The sequence below is a fragment of the Cobetia sp. 3AK genome (genome assembly GCF_029846335.1).
GTDB lineage: Bacteria > Pseudomonadota > Gammaproteobacteria > Pseudomonadales > Halomonadaceae > Cobetia > Cobetia marina.
On record NZ_JARWKR010000002.1, the window covers coordinates 189825 to 207804 of the forward strand.

At 62.1% G+C, this 17980-nt stretch carries 15 protein-coding genes and 1 pseudogene; 3 read left to right on the top strand and 13 right to left on the bottom strand.

Going from position 1 to position 17980, the window contains the following annotated elements; genetic code table 11:
- Positions 1 to 342: 342 nt before the first annotated feature.
- From QD228_RS03310 to QD228_RS03355, 10 genes and pseudogenes are all read right to left on the bottom strand, one after another.
- Positions 343 to 855, bottom strand: a complete 513-nt coding sequence (locus QD228_RS03310) for a glycine zipper 2TM domain-containing protein (protein WP_077375365.1) — start codon at positions 853 to 855, stop codon at positions 343 to 345.
- Between the two features lie 395 nt (positions 856 to 1250).
- Positions 1251 to 2561, bottom strand: a complete 1311-nt coding sequence (gene aceA / locus QD228_RS03315) for an isocitrate lyase (protein ID WP_077375362.1) — start codon at positions 2559 to 2561, stop codon at positions 1251 to 1253.
- A gap of 192 nt (positions 2562 to 2753) precedes the next feature.
- Entirely contained in the window at positions 2754 to 3527 is a 774-nt protein-coding gene (locus QD228_RS03320; RefSeq protein WP_279874411.1) for a hypothetical protein, read from the bottom strand.
- A gap of 365 nt (positions 3528 to 3892) precedes the next feature.
- The gene (locus QD228_RS03325) at positions 3893 to 4324 is read right to left on the bottom strand and encodes a GNAT family N-acetyltransferase (protein WP_077375356.1); all 432 of its coding nucleotides are present in this window, start codon (positions 4322 to 4324) and stop codon (positions 3893 to 3895) included.
- Positions 4321 to 5574 carry a cupin domain-containing protein gene (locus tag QD228_RS03330; protein WP_176493510.1) on the bottom strand — a complete coding sequence of 418 codons (1254 nt, stop codon included), beginning with the start codon at positions 5572 to 5574 and terminating at the stop codon, positions 4321 to 4323. Before QD228_RS03330 ends, QD228_RS03325 begins: the two co-directional genes overlap by 4 nt.
- Before the next feature lie 271 nt (positions 5575 to 5845).
- Entirely contained in the window at positions 5846 to 7213 is a 1368-nt protein-coding gene (purB, locus tag QD228_RS03335) for an adenylosuccinate lyase (RefSeq protein ID WP_279874415.1), read from the bottom strand.
- 149 nt (positions 7214 to 7362) lie between these two features.
- A complete protein-coding gene (gene hflD, locus QD228_RS03340) occupies positions 7363 to 7998 on the bottom strand; it encodes a high frequency lysogenization protein HflD (RefSeq protein WP_077375348.1) in 636 nt (211 codons plus the stop codon).
- On the bottom strand, positions 7995 to 9176 hold the full coding sequence (gene mnmA, locus QD228_RS03345) for a tRNA 2-thiouridine(34) synthase MnmA (protein ID WP_279874417.1): 1182 nt from the start codon (positions 9174 to 9176) through the stop codon (positions 7995 to 7997). The genes hflD and mnmA overlap by 4 nt, the downstream gene beginning before the upstream one ends.
- A 173-nt stretch (positions 9177 to 9349) precedes the next feature.
- A complete protein-coding gene (locus QD228_RS03350; RefSeq protein ID WP_136938838.1) occupies positions 9350 to 9799 on the bottom strand; it encodes an NUDIX hydrolase in 450 nt (149 codons plus the stop codon).
- 275 nt (positions 9800 to 10074) lie between these two features.
- A pseudogene (locus QD228_RS03355) lies at positions 10075 to 10608 on the bottom strand (pseudouridine synthase); the annotation flags it as partial.
- Positions 10609 to 10708: 100 nt separating this feature from the next.
- Here QD228_RS03355 and icd point away from each other — a divergent pair.
- From icd to clpA, 3 genes are all read left to right on the top strand, one after another.
- A complete protein-coding gene (gene icd / locus QD228_RS03360) occupies positions 10709 to 11971 on the top strand; it encodes an NADP-dependent isocitrate dehydrogenase (RefSeq protein WP_065392420.1) in 1263 nt (420 codons plus the stop codon).
- A 316-nt stretch (positions 11972 to 12287) separates the two neighbouring features.
- Positions 12288 to 12689 (top strand): ATP-dependent Clp protease adapter ClpS, encoded by a 402-nt coding sequence (gene clpS, locus QD228_RS03365; protein ID WP_077375336.1) that lies wholly within the window; start codon positions 12288 to 12290, stop codon positions 12687 to 12689.
- Between the two features lie 33 nt (positions 12690 to 12722).
- Positions 12723 to 14987 carry an ATP-dependent Clp protease ATP-binding subunit ClpA gene (gene clpA / locus QD228_RS03370; protein WP_077375333.1) on the top strand — a complete coding sequence of 755 codons (2265 nt, stop codon included), beginning with the start codon at positions 12723 to 12725 and terminating at the stop codon, positions 14985 to 14987.
- A 659-nt stretch (positions 14988 to 15646) separates the two neighbouring features.
- Here the strand turns inward: clpA and infA are convergent.
- The 3 genes from infA to aat all read right to left on the bottom strand — a co-directional run bounded on the left by infA (position 15647) and on the right by aat (position 17851).
- Positions 15647 to 15865, bottom strand: a complete 219-nt coding sequence (gene infA / locus QD228_RS03375; protein ID WP_024953359.1) for a translation initiation factor IF-1 — start codon at positions 15863 to 15865, stop codon at positions 15647 to 15649.
- A gap of 339 nt (positions 15866 to 16204) precedes the next feature.
- Positions 16205 to 17008: an arginyltransferase gene (locus QD228_RS03380; RefSeq protein WP_084207979.1), complete on the bottom strand. Its 804-nt coding sequence runs from the start codon at positions 17006 to 17008 to the stop codon at positions 16205 to 16207.
- Positions 17009 to 17128: 120 nt separating this feature from the next.
- Complete coding sequence (gene aat, locus QD228_RS03385; RefSeq protein WP_077375328.1) at positions 17129 to 17851, bottom strand: leucyl/phenylalanyl-tRNA--protein transferase; 723 nt, start codon at positions 17849 to 17851, stop codon at positions 17129 to 17131.
- Positions 17852 to 17980 lie beyond the last annotated feature (129 nt).

The following is a 17980-nucleotide window of genomic DNA, read 5'->3' on the forward strand; positions in this document are numbered from 1 at the left end:
TAGTTAAGCTGCATGTGTATAACTTTGCACAAAAAATCACGATTTCATAGCCTGTTAATCAATAGATGACCAATGGATCACTCCGTACGGCGCGCTGCTCATGCGTGAGGAAGAGAAAGAGAGCAAGGGCAAGAGAAAGAGAGAGGAAAATATCGATACGCCAGCGTCAGGCGCGTGCGAGGGACCAGGCAAGCGCATGAATACCGGGAAGGCGAGGGCAGCAAGCAAAGCCGCAAAACGGCAGGAGCCTCTTGAGTGCAGAGAGGCCTGCAACAGAAGTCGTTCAGGGAGGGAAGACACTGAATGGCTGGCACCCGGCAAGGGCACCAGCCATCAAGAGGATCAATACGGGGCGACGCTCAGGTTGGCGCCGTAGCCGACCAGGCGGACACGCTGGCCAACCGAGAAGGCGGTATCGGCCTTCTGGACGACGATGAGGCTGTCGCCAGCATCGCGACGCACCTCGATCTCGTAGGCGTCGATCTGGTCGACGTTGTCGGCGATCGACTTGCCCGCGACGCTGCCGCCGATGGCACCGGCGGCGGTCGCGATCGCGCGGCCGGAACCGCCACCGATCTGGCTGCCGAGCAGGCCGCCGACGACGGCGCCACCCAGGCCGCCAAGCACGCCACTGCCTTCATCCTGTGCCTGGATCTGCACCGGGCGCAGCGAGGTGATGGTGCCGTAGCTGACGGACTGCGCGCGCTTGGCCTGATCGCCGGTGTAGACGTTGCCGGAATAGATATCGCTGTTCGCGCAGCCACCCAGTGTCAGCAGGCCAATGGCGATCACTGGCAACCAGCGTGCCGAGCGTTTCGCGTCAGGACGTCGTTGTGAGTGGGTCGGGAAGCTCATGGTGTATTTCCTCGCAGAAAGCGGTGCAACATTCGGTTGTGATGAGGTCATGGGGTGTGGAGGCCGATGACGACGGATGAGAGAAGCTGGCTGGCACGTCCGTTGGCCGCCACCGTGTCGTTGCGCTGTCGAGGGCCGAGGCAATGCCCCCCGTGACAGTGCAAGAACACTGTTTCCTAACAGTATAGACCACGCCGCCATTCTCGGGTTCCCCTGTACGCCATCCCGGGCGGGAGCACCCGTGCCACTGTTGCGTCGCGCCCCATGCACCGAATTCTGGAACGACGAAGACACGCAAGCCCGCGTGAACGGGCTTGCGTGTCTTCGGATGGTGCCCCTCGGTCAAGTCGCTGTCTCGCCGAGGGTTGTCTGCTGTCTGCAGGGAAGTGCTGGGATCAGAACTGGTCTTCCTCGGTAGAGCCGGTGAGGGCGGTGACGGAGGAGTTGCCACCCTGGATGACATTGGTCATGTCATCGAAGTAGCCGGTGCCGACTTCCTGCTGGTGTGCCACGAAGGTGTAGCCCTTCTCGGCGGCGGCAAATTCGGCTTCCTGTACCTTCTCGACGTAGTGCTTCATGCCTTCGCCCTGGGCGTAGTCGTAGGCGAGATCGAACATGTTGAACCACATGTTGTGGATGCCGGCCAGGGTGATGAACTGGTACTTGTAGCCCATGTCCGAGAGTTCCTGCTGGAACTTGGCGATGGTGGCGTCGTCGAGGTTCTTCTTCCAGTTGAAGGAAGGCGAGCAGTTGTAGGCCAGCAGCTGATCCGGGTATTCCTTCTTGATCGCTTCCGCGAAGCGGCGTGCTTCCTCGAGGTCCGGCTTGGCCGTCTCGCACCAGATCAGGTCGGCGTAGGGCGCGTAGGCCAGACCGCGTGCGATGGCCTGATCCAGGCCGGCATTGACGCGATAGAAGCCTTCGTCGGAGCGCTCGCCGGTCAGGAACGGCTTGTCGTAGTCGTCGACGTCAGAGGTGATCAGGTCAGCGGCGTTGGCATCGGTACGCGCGATGACCAGCGTCGGCACGCCGGCCACGTCAGCGGCCAGACGCGCGGCGACCAGCTTCTGCACCGCTTCCTGGGTCGGCACCAGCACCTTGCCCCCCATGTGACCACATTTCTTGACTGACGCCAGCTGGTCCTCGAAGTGCACGCCGGAGGCGCCCGCGCGGATCATGGCGGTCATCAGCTCATAGCCGTTGAGTACGCCACCGAAGCCGGCCTCGGCATCCGCCACGATGGGCGCGAAGTAGTCGACGAAGCCGGCATCGCCCGGATTGGCCCCTTTCTGCCATTGGATCTGGTCGGCGCGACGGAAGGTGTTGTTGATGCGCTTGACCACGGTCGGCACGGAATCCACCGGGTAAAGGGATTGATCCGGGTACATGGCCTCGCTGGTATTGTTGTCAGCGGCGACCTGCCAGCCGGACAGGTAGATGGCTTCGATACCGGCCTTCACCTGTTGCATGGCCTGGCCACCGGTCAGGGCGCCAAGACAGTTGACGTAGCCCTTCTTGGCATCACCATTGACCAGTTTCCAGAGCTTTTCGGCACCACGCGTCGCCAGGGTGTTGGCTTCCTGGACGGAGCCGCGCAGGCGCACCACATCCTCTGCGGAATACGGGCGTGTCACGCCTTCCCAACGTGCATTTTCGGCCCAGTCCTTTTCCAGCGCTGCAATCTGTTCGGCACGTGATTGAGTCATGGTGCATCTCCTGATGGCTTCGTCGCAGGGCCTCGAGGGCGCCTGGCATGTCGTGGTGTCTTGAGTCTGTTGCCGTGTCATCTGGTGAATCAGGGCGGGACCTGGTCAGAAACTGGCGTGCGGAAATGTCGTGAGACCCTCCGGGCTGCCTGCCGCTCATCGCCGCCAAGCGCTATCCATCATTTGTCATTGTCATCGTGGGATAGCGAGATCATCGTTTGTTGTTGTGGGTCTTGAAGTCGTGTCGGTCAGGCGAGTTCTCTCGAGCAGTACCTGATGGCAGCCCTCGCGCATCTCAGGATGAGGCTGCAGAGTCAGACGCTCGAGCCAGGGCTGCAGGAAGTAGAGGCTGGCCTCCAGGACTGGCACCGTGCAGTTCGCAAGTCTTGCCGTGACGCGGGGAGGGCGGCCATCCGGCGCTCTGAGGCGCGCGATGAGCTCCCCCCAGCAGAGCGCCTCTCGCACACTGCCGATGTGAGCGATATCGAGCCCGGCATGGCGTTCGCCGCGATGCCGCGCGGCGGCCAGCGTCCAGAAGGCCAGCGGGAGGGGGCGTCCGGCGATCATGAGCCCCTTCACGGCTTGCTCAAGCCCGGGTAGCGCGAGGCGTGAATCAGCCGCCAGTCCGTCACCCTGACGTGCCACCTGCCAGGTATCGTCGCGCAATCCCGGCTCCGGTCCCGTCGACGCCGGCTGCGAGGTCCCATCGAATCGTTGCCATTGCCAGTCGTTGCCTGCCAGGTGCCAGCGCTTGTCACGGCTCAGATGACAGATCGTCTGTGCCTGTGCAGCGGTCGGTTCTGGTGGAACGCTGGGCAGGAGGTCGATCATCGGGCGAGCCAGTCTGGCGAGGCGTGCCTGCATCTCTCGGGAGTGCCACAGCTCACTCCGGGCTTCCTCCAGTGGCTTCCCCGTGATGCCGCTGGTGGCACTGCGTCCCGACACATGGCTGCTGACGTTGGCCATGGCGCTCCCGCTGGATGTGGCAAGCGTTGCAGAGGGTATGCCATGCATGGGGAGGCCTCCTGATTGGCGATGCCGCAATGCAGCGTGATGGGGATGACTCCTAGCATCGCTGTGAATCACCGCGTTGTCTTTCATTCCTTGGTCGTATTAAAACGCCCGTTTCATACCGTTTCAACGCTGAGGATAATTCGCATGACAAACGAGTGTTTTAATATTTTCAATATCATCATCATGTCAGGTTTCATGGGCTCTGGGGAATGATGACTTGGTCACGTTTCACGTTGTAGCCAGACTACAAGATATTTCAAGGCATAAAAAAACCGGCCCCCACAGGGAGCCGGTTTCTGGTGACAAAACGTCGCTTTTCAGTTGAGAATCAAGCGCATGCTGCGGTGCGGTATCCCGGCATCGATGAATTCCTCACCGAAGGCCGTGAAGCCCAGGCGTTGATAGAATTCCAGAGCGTGGATCTGGGCATCGAGCAGTACCTCTGCGTGACCCGCCTGGCGAGCGGCATGAATGGCCGCCTCCATCAGGCGCAGACCAAGCCCCAGCCCCCGTGCCTGGGAGAGCACGGCGACGCGACCGACATGGCCATCCGGCAACAGGCGAGCGGTCCCGACGGCACGCCCTTCAAGGCGTGCCAGGAAATGGACGCACTGCTCGTCGCGGCCGTCCCATTCCTCGTCCTGCGGGACCTGCTGCTCTTCGATGAAGACCACGCGACGGATCTCGCTGGCCTCATCGGCGAGGGTCTGCCAGTCACCGCGTTCCAGACTGATCATGGCGTCACTCATGCGTCATCTTCCTCCTCGTCCTCTTCGTCCTGCAGGTCGCATTCCAGAATCAGACTGCCGCGATTGACCAGTGCCGTGAGCAGGCTGACCACGGCCTTGCGATCAAGGTCGGCCGTCGTGTAGTCAAGCAACACCGCCGTCAGGCGTTCGCTGGAGGCCAGCGCTTCCGCGAGCGCCGGGGTCGCGGGGACGCCATCGCCATCGACGAACAGGGTGCTGGTGTCATTCTCACCGTGACGGAAAGCGAAGCGCGAGCCCAGCGAGCGCACCAGTACGCCTTCATCTTCCAGATACTCGACCAGTTCATGCGTCTTGAGCGCCGGCTCACGGGCGGCGAGCTGCTCCAGATACTTGGGCTGGGTCATGTAGCGACCGAACCACTGGGCCAGCTGGGTCGGGTTGTCCAACGTGCTGAGCAACAGTTCGCGTACGCGCTCGAGCGAGGCGTCGTCCAGCTCGCCGGCATTGGCGACCGGTGCCATGCCCTGGTCACGGTAGCGCAGCGATTCCGGCAGGCTGGCGCCCAGGTAATCGGCATAGGAGGTGACGACTTCATCGGCGGAAGGGGCACGGAAGCCGACCGAGATGGTCATGCAGTCATCGGACTGGCTGACGCCGTGGTGGGCCAGACGCGGCGGCACGTAGAGCATGTCGCCCGGCTCCAGCACCCAATCCTCGCCCGGCGTGACCTCGAAGTGCTTGAGGATGCGCAGGTCGATGCCATCGATGATCTCGGCGTCATCACCGTGCATGCCGCCCAGCTGCCAGTGACGCTGGCCTTGCGCCTGGAGCAGGAAGACATCGTAGTTGTCCAGGTGCGGGCCGACGCTGCCGCCGGTGGGCGCGTAGCTGATCATGATGTCATCGAGGCGCCAGCGCGGCAGGAAGGTGAAGGGCTCGAAGAGGGCAGCGACGTCCGGGACGTAATGGTCCACTGCCTGCACCAGCAGGCTCCACTGGCTGTCGTCCTTGGCATCGAGGCGCGCAAAGGTCGCTTCATCGAAGGGGCCGTGGCTGACCTGCCAGGCCTTGTCCGGGCCGTTTTCCTCGACCAGACGGGCTTCGATGCCATCTTCACAGGCCAGACCGGCCAGTTCATCGGCTTCCAGCGGCGTCTCGAAGTCTGCGAAGGCCCCGCGGATCAGCAGCGGCTTCTGCTGCCAGTAGTCGCGCAGGAATTCGCGGATGCTCAGGCCGCCCAACAGTGCCAGTGGCGTGTCGGTGTCGTGGGGGGCGGGGGATGTGCTCATGCAGAACCTCTCGAACGTGAGCCGCAGCCCTTGGTGGGCCTGCGTGTCTCGCGATGACGTCGGTGAAGCCGCTTCCGGTTGGCTGGCGGCAATGCGATCCATGCCGGCCCGCGTGGGGCGTGACATGTCGTGCGCACTGACGTGGATACGTCAGTGGTCGTGAATCCAGTGTGTCGTTCAATGTGCAGCGTGCTGCATGCTGTCTAATACGCAATGCATGACGCCGGAGCAGAGGCCCCGGCGTCTTAAGACTTGCAGTGACCTGCGCCGCTTAGAGCGCCTTGGCCTGTGCAATGGCGTTGCCGATGTAGCTGGCCGGGCTCAGAGCCTTCAGCTCGGTCTTGACGTCTTCCGGCAGTTCCAGCGTCTCGATGAAGGCGGCGAAACCGGCCTGGTCGATGCGCTTGCCACGGGTCAGCTCCTTGAGCTTTTCGTAGGGCTTCTCGATGCCGTAACGACGCATGACGGTCTGGATCGGCTCGGCCAGCACTTCCCAGCTGTTGTCCAGATCCGCGTTCAGACGTTCCGGGTTGGCTTCCAGCTTGCTGATGCCCTTCAGGGTCGCCTGGTAGGCGATCAGGCCCTGTGCCAGACCGGTACCGAGATTGCGCAGCACGGTGGAGTCGGTCAGGTCACGCTGCCAGCGGGAGATCGGCAGCTTCTGCGCCAGATGGCCCAGCACGGCGTTGGCGATGCCCAGATTGCCTTCGGAGTTCTCGAAGTCGATCGGGTTGACCTTGTGCGGCATGGTGGAGGAGCCGATTTCGCCGGCCACGGTGCGCTGCTTGAAGTAGCCCAGCGAGATGTAGCCCCAGACATCACGATCAAAGTCGATCAGGATGGTGTTGAAGCGGCAGACGGCATCGAACAGCTCGGCGATGTAGTCGTGCGGCTCGATCTGGGTGGTGTACGGGTTGAAGGTCAGGCCGAGGCTCTCGACGAAGGTTTCGGCATTGGCCGCCCAGTCGATGGCCGGGTAGGTGGTCAGGTGGGCGTTGTAGTTGCCCACGGCACCGTTGATCTTGCCGAGCATCTCGAGGCGTTCGATCTGCGCCAGCTGACGACGCAGACGCGCGGCGACGTTGGCCATTTCCTTGCCCAGGGTGGTCGGGCTGGCAGTCTGGCCGTGGGTACGCGACAGCATCGGCTGTTCGGCGTGCTGGTGGGCCAGTGCGACGATGGCCTCGGTCACTTCACGCATCTGCGGCAGCAGCACGTTGTCCAGACCGCCACGCAGCATCAGGGCGTGAGACAGGTTGTTGATGTCTTCACTGGTGCAGGCGAAGTGGATGAATTCGGTGACGGCGTTGAGCTCAGCGTTGCCCTCGACCTTCTCCTTCAGGAAGTATTCGACCGCCTTCACGTCGTGATTGGTGGTGCGTTCGATGTCCTTGATGCGCTGGGCATCCTCGACACTGAAGTCGCTGACGATGGCGTCCAGTACGGCGTTGGCTTCCTTCGAGAAAGCCGGCACTTCAGCGATCTCGGCGTGGGCGGCCAGGCGCTGCAGCCAGCGCACCTCGACGGTGACACGGGCACGGATCAGGCCGAATTCACTGAAGTGCTCGCGCAGGGCCTCGGTCTTGGCGCCATAACGGCCATCGACAGGAGACAGAGCGGTGAGGGCGGACAGCTGCATGATGAGAATCTTCCGATGGTGGCAGGACAGGACGTGCTGCCAGTTCAAGTGTCTCGGAACCCGCTTGACGGGTTCCAGCGTTGTTGAAGCGAATTCGGGGTGTGCGCGGTGTTGCCTGGCGGGCGTGCTGCCGGCCAGGCGAACCGGCATCAGTCCAGCTGGCGCAGGGATTTCTTGAGCGCGGAGCGCTGGAAGATCAGCTTCCAGCGACGGCCGCCCTGCTGGTCCCACAGCAGCGCGAAGCGTACGCCGGCCAGCAGGGCGCAACGGATGCGCTCTGGCATCATGCGTTGCTGCAGCAGACCGGGATCGCCCTGCACCACGATCCGGTAACGGAAGGTGGAGAGGGTCTGCTGGTAGAGCTCGCCAAGGCTTGCGATCACGTTCTCGTGGGTCGGCCCGAAGTGCTCGGCCTGGCCCTGGATACGCGTCAGGCCTGCCCCCAGCTTGTCCAGCATGTCCGGGTCCTGCTTGAGCTTGCTCATCAGCATCACCAGCGAGAAGCCATAGCGCATCACTACGGGGGAGACCTGACGCCGATCCATCACCGCACTCACGGTGTCGATGCCCAGGCGCAGGCGGTTGTGATGCCCGCCGTAGATGGCCTCGAAACTTTCCGGGTTGGTGTCCAGAGTGGCGTTGACCAGGGTTTCCCAGGCGCGCTCATCGCACTGGCCATGACGGGCGAGCTCATCGACCAGCGCGGCCGCCTGGAAGACGCCCGCCAGCGAAAGCGCCTGGCGGGTGGTGGTATCAGTGACGGGACGGATCGGCACGCTGGTCATTGCGCGGCAGACTCCTCGGGGCCAGAGAGCGGGGCGGCGGCCATGCTGCTGGCCGCTGCCGGAAGTTTCCAGGCGGCATCGATCACGCCGCCACCCAGACAGATGTCGCCGAGATAGAAGACGGCTGACTGACCGGGCGTGACGGCACGTTGTGGCTCATCGAAGCGTACCTCGACACGCTGGCCGTCATTGACGATCAAGGTCGCGGCCTGATCTTCCTGACGGTAGCGATTCTTGCAGCGGATACACAGTTCGCCGTTGGCATCGGCCGCGGGCGGCTCGCCCGCCACCCAGTCGACGGACTCGGTGCTCAGGACCTGGGTGTAGAGCAGCTCGTGGTGCTTGCCCTGCACGGCGATCAGCACGTTGCGCTCCAGGTCCTTGGCACAGACGAACCAGGGAGCGTCCGGATGGTTGCGCAGTCCGCCGATGCCCAGGCCCTGGCGCTGGCCGAGGGTGTAGTACATCAGGCCCATGTGCTCGCCGATGACCTCGCCGTCAGGTGTCTCGATCTTGCCCGGCTGGGCTGGCAGGTACTGCTTGAGGAAGTCGGCGAAGCGTCGCTCACCGATGAAGCAGATACCGGTGGAATCCTTCTTGCGCGCGGTGACAAGCTCATGCCTTTCGGCGATGGCCCGCACTTCGTGCTTCTCCAGTTCTCCCACCGGGAACAGGGTGCGCGCGATGGCGGACTCCGGCACGGCGTGCAGGAAGTAGCTCTGGTCCTTGTTGGTGTCCAGGCCCTTGAGCAGGCGCGCACGACCGTCACGCACGCCGCCACGCACGTAGTGGCCGGTGGCGATCAGCTCGGCACCCAGCATCTCGGCATACTCGAGGAAGACCTTGAACTTGATCTCCCGATTGCAAAGGATGTCGGGATTCGGCGTGCGACCGGCCTTGTACTCGGCCAGGAAGTGCTCGAAGACATTGTCCCAGTACTCCGCGGCGAAGTTGGCGGTATGCAGCTTGATGCCGAGCTTGTCGCACACGGCCTGGGCATCGGCCAGGTCTTCGATGGCGGTGCAGTATTCGCTGCCGTCATCTTCGTCCCAGTTCTTCATGAACAGGCCTTCGACCTGGTAGCCCTGCTCCATCAACAACAGGGCAGAGACAGAGGAGTCGACACCGCCGGACATGCCGACGATGACCTTGGTTCCGGTACCGGTTTCAGCGGTCATCAGTTCTCTCGTCACCCGCGTGGCCGCGAGTCGTCACAAACAGGGGAGGCGGCGGATACGTCATTCTGGCACCGCTTGATTGACCGCGATTATACCTGAAGGCGTGGGTGGGATTCACCCCGCCTGCAGCCTCTGACGCACGGCAGGCGCCTGAGCGGTCACGATGGCGCGCGTCAATCGTGGATGACGTCGAGCGGGAAGCGCTTGCCACGCAGGCTGTCGCGGATACGGCGGGTCACCAGCGGGCTGCGCAGGCGCCCCATTGCCTCCAGCTGCTCGATTTCCTCGAGAGTCAGCCAGTGGGTCCTGACGATGTCTGGGTCGAGTGGCGTGTTCAGGTGCTCCAGCGCCGCTGCCTCGAAGCCATGCGAGTGGAAATGGGTGCCATCCTCGGCGACGTGCACGTACAGGCCAAGATAGCCCGTCAGCAGGATACGCCAGGCCGTTTCCTCACGTACCTCGCGCTGCACGCCATCAATGATGCGCTCGTGGGGCTCGAGGTGGCCGGCCGGCTGGTTGAATAGCGTCGCGGGGCCGCCCTTGTCCTCTTCGACGATCAGGTAGCGCCCGGCGCGTTCCACGACACAGGCAACGGTGGCATTCGGGGTCCAGCGTGCAGCCATCAGGATTTTCTTCCTTTCTTGTGGGAGGGGGGGCGCGAGGAGGAGGGACGCGAAGATCCGCCGCTGCGTTTGCCTGCGGCTGCCTTGCCCGACGCTGGCTTGCCGTCGGCATGGTGGCCGGCCTGCCTGTCGGACTGTCGAGGCTTGCGCTTGTCGGCACCCCTGGTGCGCTGCTTCGGCCCCGAGCCGTTCTTGCGCTCCCCGGAGCCGCCGCCAGCGTTCCTGCCACGAGCGGGCGGGCGCGCCTTACGTGGCGGCACGGGCATCTCGACCTCCTCGCTGCGCCACTCGCCGGGTGCCAGGCCATCGAGCTTCCAGGGGCCGATGGCGGCTCGGACAAGGCGCAGTGTCGGCAGACCGACATGTGCGGTCATCCGGCGTACCTGTCGATTGCGACCCTCGCTGATGATGATCTCGAGCCAGTGGGTGGGAATGCTGGCACGAAAGCGCACGGGAGGTTGCCTTTCTGGCAACGCCGGTGGGTCGATGAGCCTGACCTGGGCCGGTCGGGTCATGCCATCCTTGAGCTCCACGCCGGCTCTCAGCGCGGCGATGGCCTGCTCATCAGGGGCGCCTTCCACCTGCACCCAGTAAGTCTTGGGTTGCTTCTTCTTCGGATGTGCGATCTGGTGGGAGAGCGCGCCATCACTGGTGAGCAGCAGCAATCCTTCCGAATCGTAATCTAGGCGTCCGGCGGCATAGACATCCGGCACGTCGATGAAGTCCGCGAGGGTCTGACGGCCTTGATCGCGGTCGGTGAACTGCGTCAGAACGCGGTAGGGCTTGTGTAGCAGATATATGAGAGACATGGTTTAGACTTTTGTCGCGGCTGCCGTATAAGCCTACTGTGAGAAGCGGCACGGGTGCTATACTCGCGCCTCCACTGAATCCATGACAGGGGAGTTATCAATGGGGTTCCAGAAGATTGTCGTCCCGGAAGGCGGTGCCAAGATCACCGCAAATTCCGACAATACCCTCAACGTTCCGAATAATCCGATCATCCCGTTCATCGAAGGCGATGGTATCGGCGTGGACGTGACTCCGGCCATGAAGATTGCCATCGACGCTGCTGTCGAAAAGGCCTATGGCGGTGAGCGCAAGATTCACTGGATGGAAGTCTACGCCGGTGAAAAAGCCACTCACGTCTATGACGCTGACACCTGGCTGCCGGAAGAGACTCTCGAGGCTGTCAAGGATTACGTCGTTTCCATCAAGGGTCCGCTGACCACCCCGGTGGGCGGTGGTATTCGCTCCCTGAACGTCGCGCTGCGTCAGAAGCTTGACCTGTACACCTGCCTGCGCCCGGTGCGCTGGTTCACGGGTGTGCCGAGTCCGGTCAAGAAGCCGGCCGACGTCGACATGGTCATCTTCCGCGAAAACTCCGAAGACATCTACGCAGGTGTCGAATGGAAAGCGGGAACGCCGGAAGCCGACAAGGTCATCAAGTTCCTGCGCGAAGAGATGGGTGTCACCAACATCCGCTTCCCGCAGAACTGCGGTATCGGCGTCAAGCCGGTGTCCGAAGAAGGTACCAAGCGTCTGGTCCGTCAGGCTGTCCAGTACACCATCGACAACGACCGTGAGTCGCTGACCCTGGTGCACAAGGGCAACATCATGAAGTTCACCGAAGGTGCCTTCAAGGACTGGGGCTACGAAATCGTCAAGGACGAGTTCGGCGGCGAGCTGCTGGATGGCGGCCCGTGGATGACCTTCAAGAACCCGAACAACGGCAAGGACATCGTGGTCAAGGACGTCATCGCTGACGCCATGCTCCAGCAGATCCTGCTGCGTCCGGCGGAATACGATGTCATCGCTACCCTGAACCTGAACGGTGACTACCTGTCCGACGCTCTGGCGGCGGAAGTGGGTGGTATCGGTATCGCGCCGGGTGCCAACCTGTCCGACACCGTCGCCATGTTCGAAGCGACTCACGGTACTGCACCGAAGTACGCCGGTCAGGACAAGGTCAACCCGGGCTCCGTCATCCTCTCCGCCGAGATGATGCTGCGTCACATGGGTTGGGTCGAAGCCGCGGATCTCGTGCTGAAAGGCGTCGAGAAGGCCATCGCCAAGGGCGAAGTCACCTATGACTTCCATCGCCTGATGGACGATGCCAAGCTGCTCAAGTGCTCCGAGTTCGGTCAGGCTGTCGCTGACAACATGGATGCCTGAGATCCGACACTTGTCTGACCGGGACTGACGTTCCGTTTCAGGCAGTGCAGGGTTCTCAGAAGAAGGCCCCCGGACGTGTCCGGGGGCCTTCTTGCGTCTTGAGATGTCGTTTCGTCTTCCAGGAGACGACATTCCGGCGCGCTTTGCGCCCGCTCGTAAGCACACTTGAGCGCAGGGCGCTTGCATCATGCGCGACATGCCCTCATCTTTTCCTTATCCCATCAACGTCAATGCCCGGCGATGGAAGTGGCCTTCCGTCGTGGCGCGTTGAGGCAATCAGCTTCGCCACTGCTTGTGTTCACCGGATCAGCCCCTTATGTTCAAGACAGACACATCGTGCAGCAGCTTCTCTTTCTCGCAGCTGTTGCGGATCAGGAATCAGGCTCCCTCGGCACAGGAGCCGTCGCACCAGGAGGATCAGGATGGCGATCTGGCGTTCGCTACCGCTGAGCCCGAACTGGCGCCACCGCCCATGTACAAGGTCGTTCTGCACAATGATGACTTCACGCCGATGGATTTCGTCGTGGAGGTGCTGACCACCTTCTTCAACAAGGATCAGGAGCAGGCAGTACAGATCATGCTCGCTGTCCATCATCAGGGAAAAGGAACCTGTGGCATCTTCAGCCGCGACATCGCGGAAACGAAATGCCACCAAGTGAATCAATATGCTCGAGAGTGCCAGCATCCGCTGCTGTGCGACATCGACCGGGCGGAGTGATCCGTCCAAGACGCGGCCTAGAGGGGACTTGCCATGTTGAGCAAAGAACTTGAACTGACCCTGAACACGGCCTTCACCGTGGCACGTTCCAAGCGCCACGAATTCATGACCGTGGAACACCTCCTGCTGGCACTGCTCGACAATGCCTCCGCTTCGGACGTCTTGCGCGCCTGTGGCGCCAATCTGGACAAGTTGCGAGTCGACCTTCAGGACTTCATCAACTCCACCACCCCGCTGATTCCTGAGGAGCAGGAAGACCGCGAGACGCAGCCGACGCTGGGCTTCCAGCGCGTGCTTCAGCGTGCTGTCTTCCATGTCCAATCCTCCGGCAAGAGTGAAGTGACCGGCGCCAACGTGCTGGTGGCCATCTTCTCCGAGCAGGAAAGCCAGGCGGTCTACTTCCTCAAGCAGCAGAATGTCGCGCGGGTCGATGCGGTCAACTACATCGCCCACGGCATTTCCAAGGTGGCGGGTCACACCCAGGCGCCTCAGGCGTCGGTCGAGAGCGAGGAAGGAGAGGAGAGCAGCAGCGAGAGCGGCAACAGCCCGCTGACCAACTACGCCACCAACCTCAACGACCAGGCACGTCTGGGCAAGATCGATCCGCTGATCGGCCGTGATGAAGAACTCGAACGCGTGGTGCAGATTCTGGTGCGCCGTCGCAAGAACAACCCGCTGCTGGTCGGCGAGGCCGGTGTCGGCAAGACCGCCATCGCAGAAGGTCTCGCCAAGCGAATCGTCGAGGAAGACGTCCCGGAAGTCATCAAGGAAGCCGTCGTCTACTCGCTGGATCTCGGCGCGCTGCTGGCGGGTACCAAGTACCGCGGTGATTTCGAGAAGCGCCTCAAGGCTCTGCTGGCGGAGCTGCGCAAGGAACCGAACTCGATCCTGTTCATCGACGAGATCCACACCGTCATCGGGGCGGGAGCGGCGTCCGGTGGCGTGATGGATGCCTCCAATCTGCTCAAGCCGCTGCTGTCTTCCGGTGAGCTGCGCTGCATCGGTTCCACCACCTTCCAGGAATTCCGCGGCATCTTCGAGAAGGACCGTGCGCTGGCACGTCGCTTCCAGAAGGTCGATGTCATGGAGCCGTCGGTGGACGACACCATTCGCATCCTCAAGGGGCTGCGAGGTCGCTTCGAGGAACACCATGCCCTCAAGTACACCGATGCGGCGCTCGAGACGGCAGTGCGACTGGCGGATCGCTACATCAACGATCGTCAGCTGCCTGACAAGGCCATCGACGTGATCGATGAAGCCGGTGCACACCAGCGTCTGCTGCCCGAGAGCATCCGTGTCGATACCATCGATACCGAGCAGGTCGAGGCGATCGTGGCGTCCATCGCCCGCATTCCGCCGAAGACGGTCTCCAGCTCCGACAAGAAGCTGCTGTCCAATCTCGAGCGTGATCTCAAGATGCTGGTGTTCGGTCAGGACGATGCCATCACCGGCCTTTCGGCAGCCATCAAGCTGTCGCGTGCCGGACTCAAGGCGCCGGACAAGCCGGTGGGCAGCTTCTTGTTCGCTGGGCCGACAGGTGTCGGCAAGACCGAGGTCGCGCGTCAGCTGGCAGCATTGATGGGGATCGAGCTGGTGCGCTTCGACATGTCCGAGTACATGGAGCGTCACACTGTCTCGCGCCTGATCGGGGCACCGCCGGGCTATGTCGGTTATGACCAGGGCGGGCTTCTGACCGAAGCCATCACCAAGCAGCCGCATTGTGTGCTGTTGCTGGATGAGATCGAGAAGGCACACCCGGAAGTCTTCAACCTGCTGCTGCAGGTGATGGACCACGGCCGCCTGACCGACAACAACGGTCGCGAAGCGGACTTCCGCAACGTCATCCTGGTGATGACCTCCAATGCAGGGGCCGAGCAGGTGGCGCGTCGCTCCATCGGCTTCAAGCATCAGGATCACTCCACCGATGCGATGGAAGTCATCCGCAAGACCTTCTCGCCGGAATTCCGCAACCGTCTGGATGGCATCATCCAGTTCGGCGCGCTGGATCTCGCCGTGGTGCGCAATGTGGTCGACAAGTTCCTGGTCGAACTGCAGGCACAGCTTGACGAGAAACGCGTGCAGCTGGACGTGGCGGATGAAGCGCGAGACCTGCTGGCGACTCTGGGCTATGACCCGGCAATGGGGGCTCGTCCGATGGCGCGCGTCATTCAGGAGAAGCTCAAGAAGCCGTTGGCCGAGATGATCCTGTTCGGTGATCTGTCGGAGTCCGGTGGTATCGTGCATGTCACGGTCGATAACGGCGAACTGCACCTGGAGACCGAGGCTGAAATGGCCTGAGGGTCGCCGCGTCTCGTGATGTATTGATGCCCCGCAGCATCATCACAATGAACGGTCAGTGCTCAGGCACTGGCCGTTTTCTTTTGCCCGCAAGAGCGCATTTGCGCAGTGATTCCGCTCCGCCGAGGGTCAAATGCCGACAGCAGGGTCCATGGCGGAAAGGACGGCCGATGGTGCAGTCGAGATAAGCAAGAGGGCAGGGAAGAAGAGGGAGTGGGGCGGATTACGCAGAAGGGGAAAGGTGAAAGGCGCCCACGCCAAGGCCTCTGCCGCAAGGGCAGCGTGTCATGGCAGGGGCGGGGGCATGGATGAGCCGCTTGTCCTCATGGGATGGGAGCGAAGGCCAGACGGGCGTTCGGGCTCAGGACGCATCCACGGGGCAAAGCGGCATCATCGGAATACTCTGGCGCGCACCATCGAGACGCGCCTTCCATATCACGAGGAGTCGTGTCACGAAGGGCTGGTGGTGCGCTGTTCCGGGTCCGAGCGGGGGGATCAGGCAGGAAAGGGCTTCCATGTCTGAAATGCCAGGACGGCCGGTTCAGCCAGCCGGTGTCACAGGGAGCATTGGCAAGTGGGGTGAGGGCAGATCTTGATTTGCCATGCCCCCGCAGCCTGATGCTCGATGTCGAGTGACCGGCAAGGCAGTCAGACCGTGCTCAGCGCGAACGGTAGACGATACGGCCCTTGGACAGGTCGTAGGGAGTCAGCTCAACCTTGACCTTGTCACCGGTCAGGATGCGGATGTAGTTCTTGCGCATCTTGCCGGAGATGTGTGCGGTCACGATGTGGCCGTTTTCCAGTTCTACACGGAAAGTGGTGTTCGGAAGGGTGTCGACGATGACGCCTTCCATTTCAATATGATCTTCACGCGCCATATAGGCTGATCCTCATCTGATACAGGGAGTAATGCGGTGGGTTCCGAGCCATCCGCGCACAGAAAAGTGCCGGATTCGGGACTTCGATAGGCGATATTGTGCCGCAAGGGCGGCAGCAAGGCAAAGTCGAAGCGAGATTGTACGCTCCTTGAGCGCTCGTGGGCAGGCCGCAGGAGCGATAAAATCGTATCCAGTGCCACCGAGAAGTTCCGCTGGTGGCAGGGGCTGCCCCTGTCCACTCTCGAGCTCCCCTTTCGAGAACCCGCTGCACTGAGGTTGGGCAGCGGCACTGCCATGAGGTTCCCCATCCTTTCAGGAGCGGGAAGGCGAAGGCGGGCCCTAGGCGTCGCGCTGCAGGCTGTCACCAGTCTTGATGAGGCTCAGGGGGAGGTGAGTATCATGGAAGCTGAAGGGAATCCGGCGACGCCAATGGCTGCCATCCAGGTATTCCAGCGGTTGGAAATGCTGCTTGTAGTTCATCTTGCGGCAATCCCGTATCCAGTAGCCCAGGTAAAGATGCGCCAGAGCCTCCCGGCGCGCCTGCTCTATCTGCCACAGTACGGCGTAGGTGCCGAGGGAGCGCGACTGGAAGGCTTCATCGGGGTCGTAGAAGGTGTAGATGGCGGACAGCCCATGGCTCATGCGATCCATGGCCGCGACCGCCACCAGCCTGCCATCGAGCCGGAAGCTGATCAGGCGTGCATATTCATCGCGTGACGTCAGAAAGGTACGGTATTGCTCGTGGCTTGGCGGGAACATGTCGCCATCGGCGTGACGGCTACGGATATAGTGCGCATACAGACGATAGTGTTCGGGGTCGAACAGTGCCGGGCCTTCCTCGATGGTGAGGTCGGCATTGCGCTTGAGCAATTTCTTCTGGGTACGGTTGGGCGTGAAGTCGGCGATGGGGACTCGTACCGAGATGCAGGCGCGGCAATCGCCGCAGTGCGGTCGATAGAGGTGTGAGCCGCTGCGACGAAAACCGAGCAGAGCCAGAGCATCATAGACGCCGGAGTTGGGCGCTTCCTGTGGGTCGAGGAACAGCGTGGTCGCCTGGCGTCCTTCCAGGTAGCTGCAGGCATGGGGCACGGTCAGGAAGAAGCGCAGATCGCGTTGCGGTTGTTTGGGGGTATTGCTGCTCACCTTCGCTTCATCTCCCTCACTGCATCAGTGTGGACGCCGGCAGCCCATCGTCGGTGATGACCTGCGCCAGGATGGCGGTATCGTTCCAAGGACCTGATGACCTTCACCTTGCGATATGGCTCACAGGTCTTGATTGCCGTGTTTCAAGGGCTCGGTTGTCAGTGACCACTTGCCCTCATGCCCTTCGCCAGTGGCATACTGGTCAAGATAGCTGATGAATTCGCTGCGAGCGATGCTGCAAGCCCCAAGGCTCTCCAGGTGCGGGGTGTGCATCTGGCAATCGATCAGCGGAAAGCCGCGTGCTTCAAGTTCACGGCACAACACGACCAGTGCCATCTTCGAGGCATCCGTGGTGCGAGAGAACATGGACTCACCGAAGAAGACCCGGCCACAGGCCACGCCATACAGGCCGCCTACCAGGCTGTCACCCTGCCAGACCTCGACGCTGTGGGCGTGACCCATGGCATGCAGAGCGATGTAGGCCTGCTGCATTTCTGGCAATATCCATGTGCCGGCCTGCCCCTCACGGGAAATGCTGGCACAGGCATCGATGACGCCGGTAAAGTCGCGGTCGATGCTGAAGTGGAACCCGCCATTGCGCAGGCGTTTGGCCAGACTGCGACGTACGCGCACCTCCTCGGGTCTCAGCACCATGCGCGGGTCTGGCGACCACCACAGTATCGGGTCACCCGGGCTGAACCAGGGAAAGATCCCGCGAGGGTAGGCCGCCAGCAACCACTCGGGGCTGAGGTCGCCGCCCGCGCACAGCAGGCCATCGGGGTCGCTCAGCGCTTCGCTGGCATGCGGGAAGCGTACGGGGGCAGGAGGAAGCCAGGGCAGCATGGGCAGTCTCTTGTTGGATCGTGAACAGCTCAGTGCAATGCGCTCGTGACACCTGGATGTCATGGGCAGACGTGAATCGGCAATTGTGACGTCACTGCCATCGGATGGTTATGATAACCGGCTGAAGGT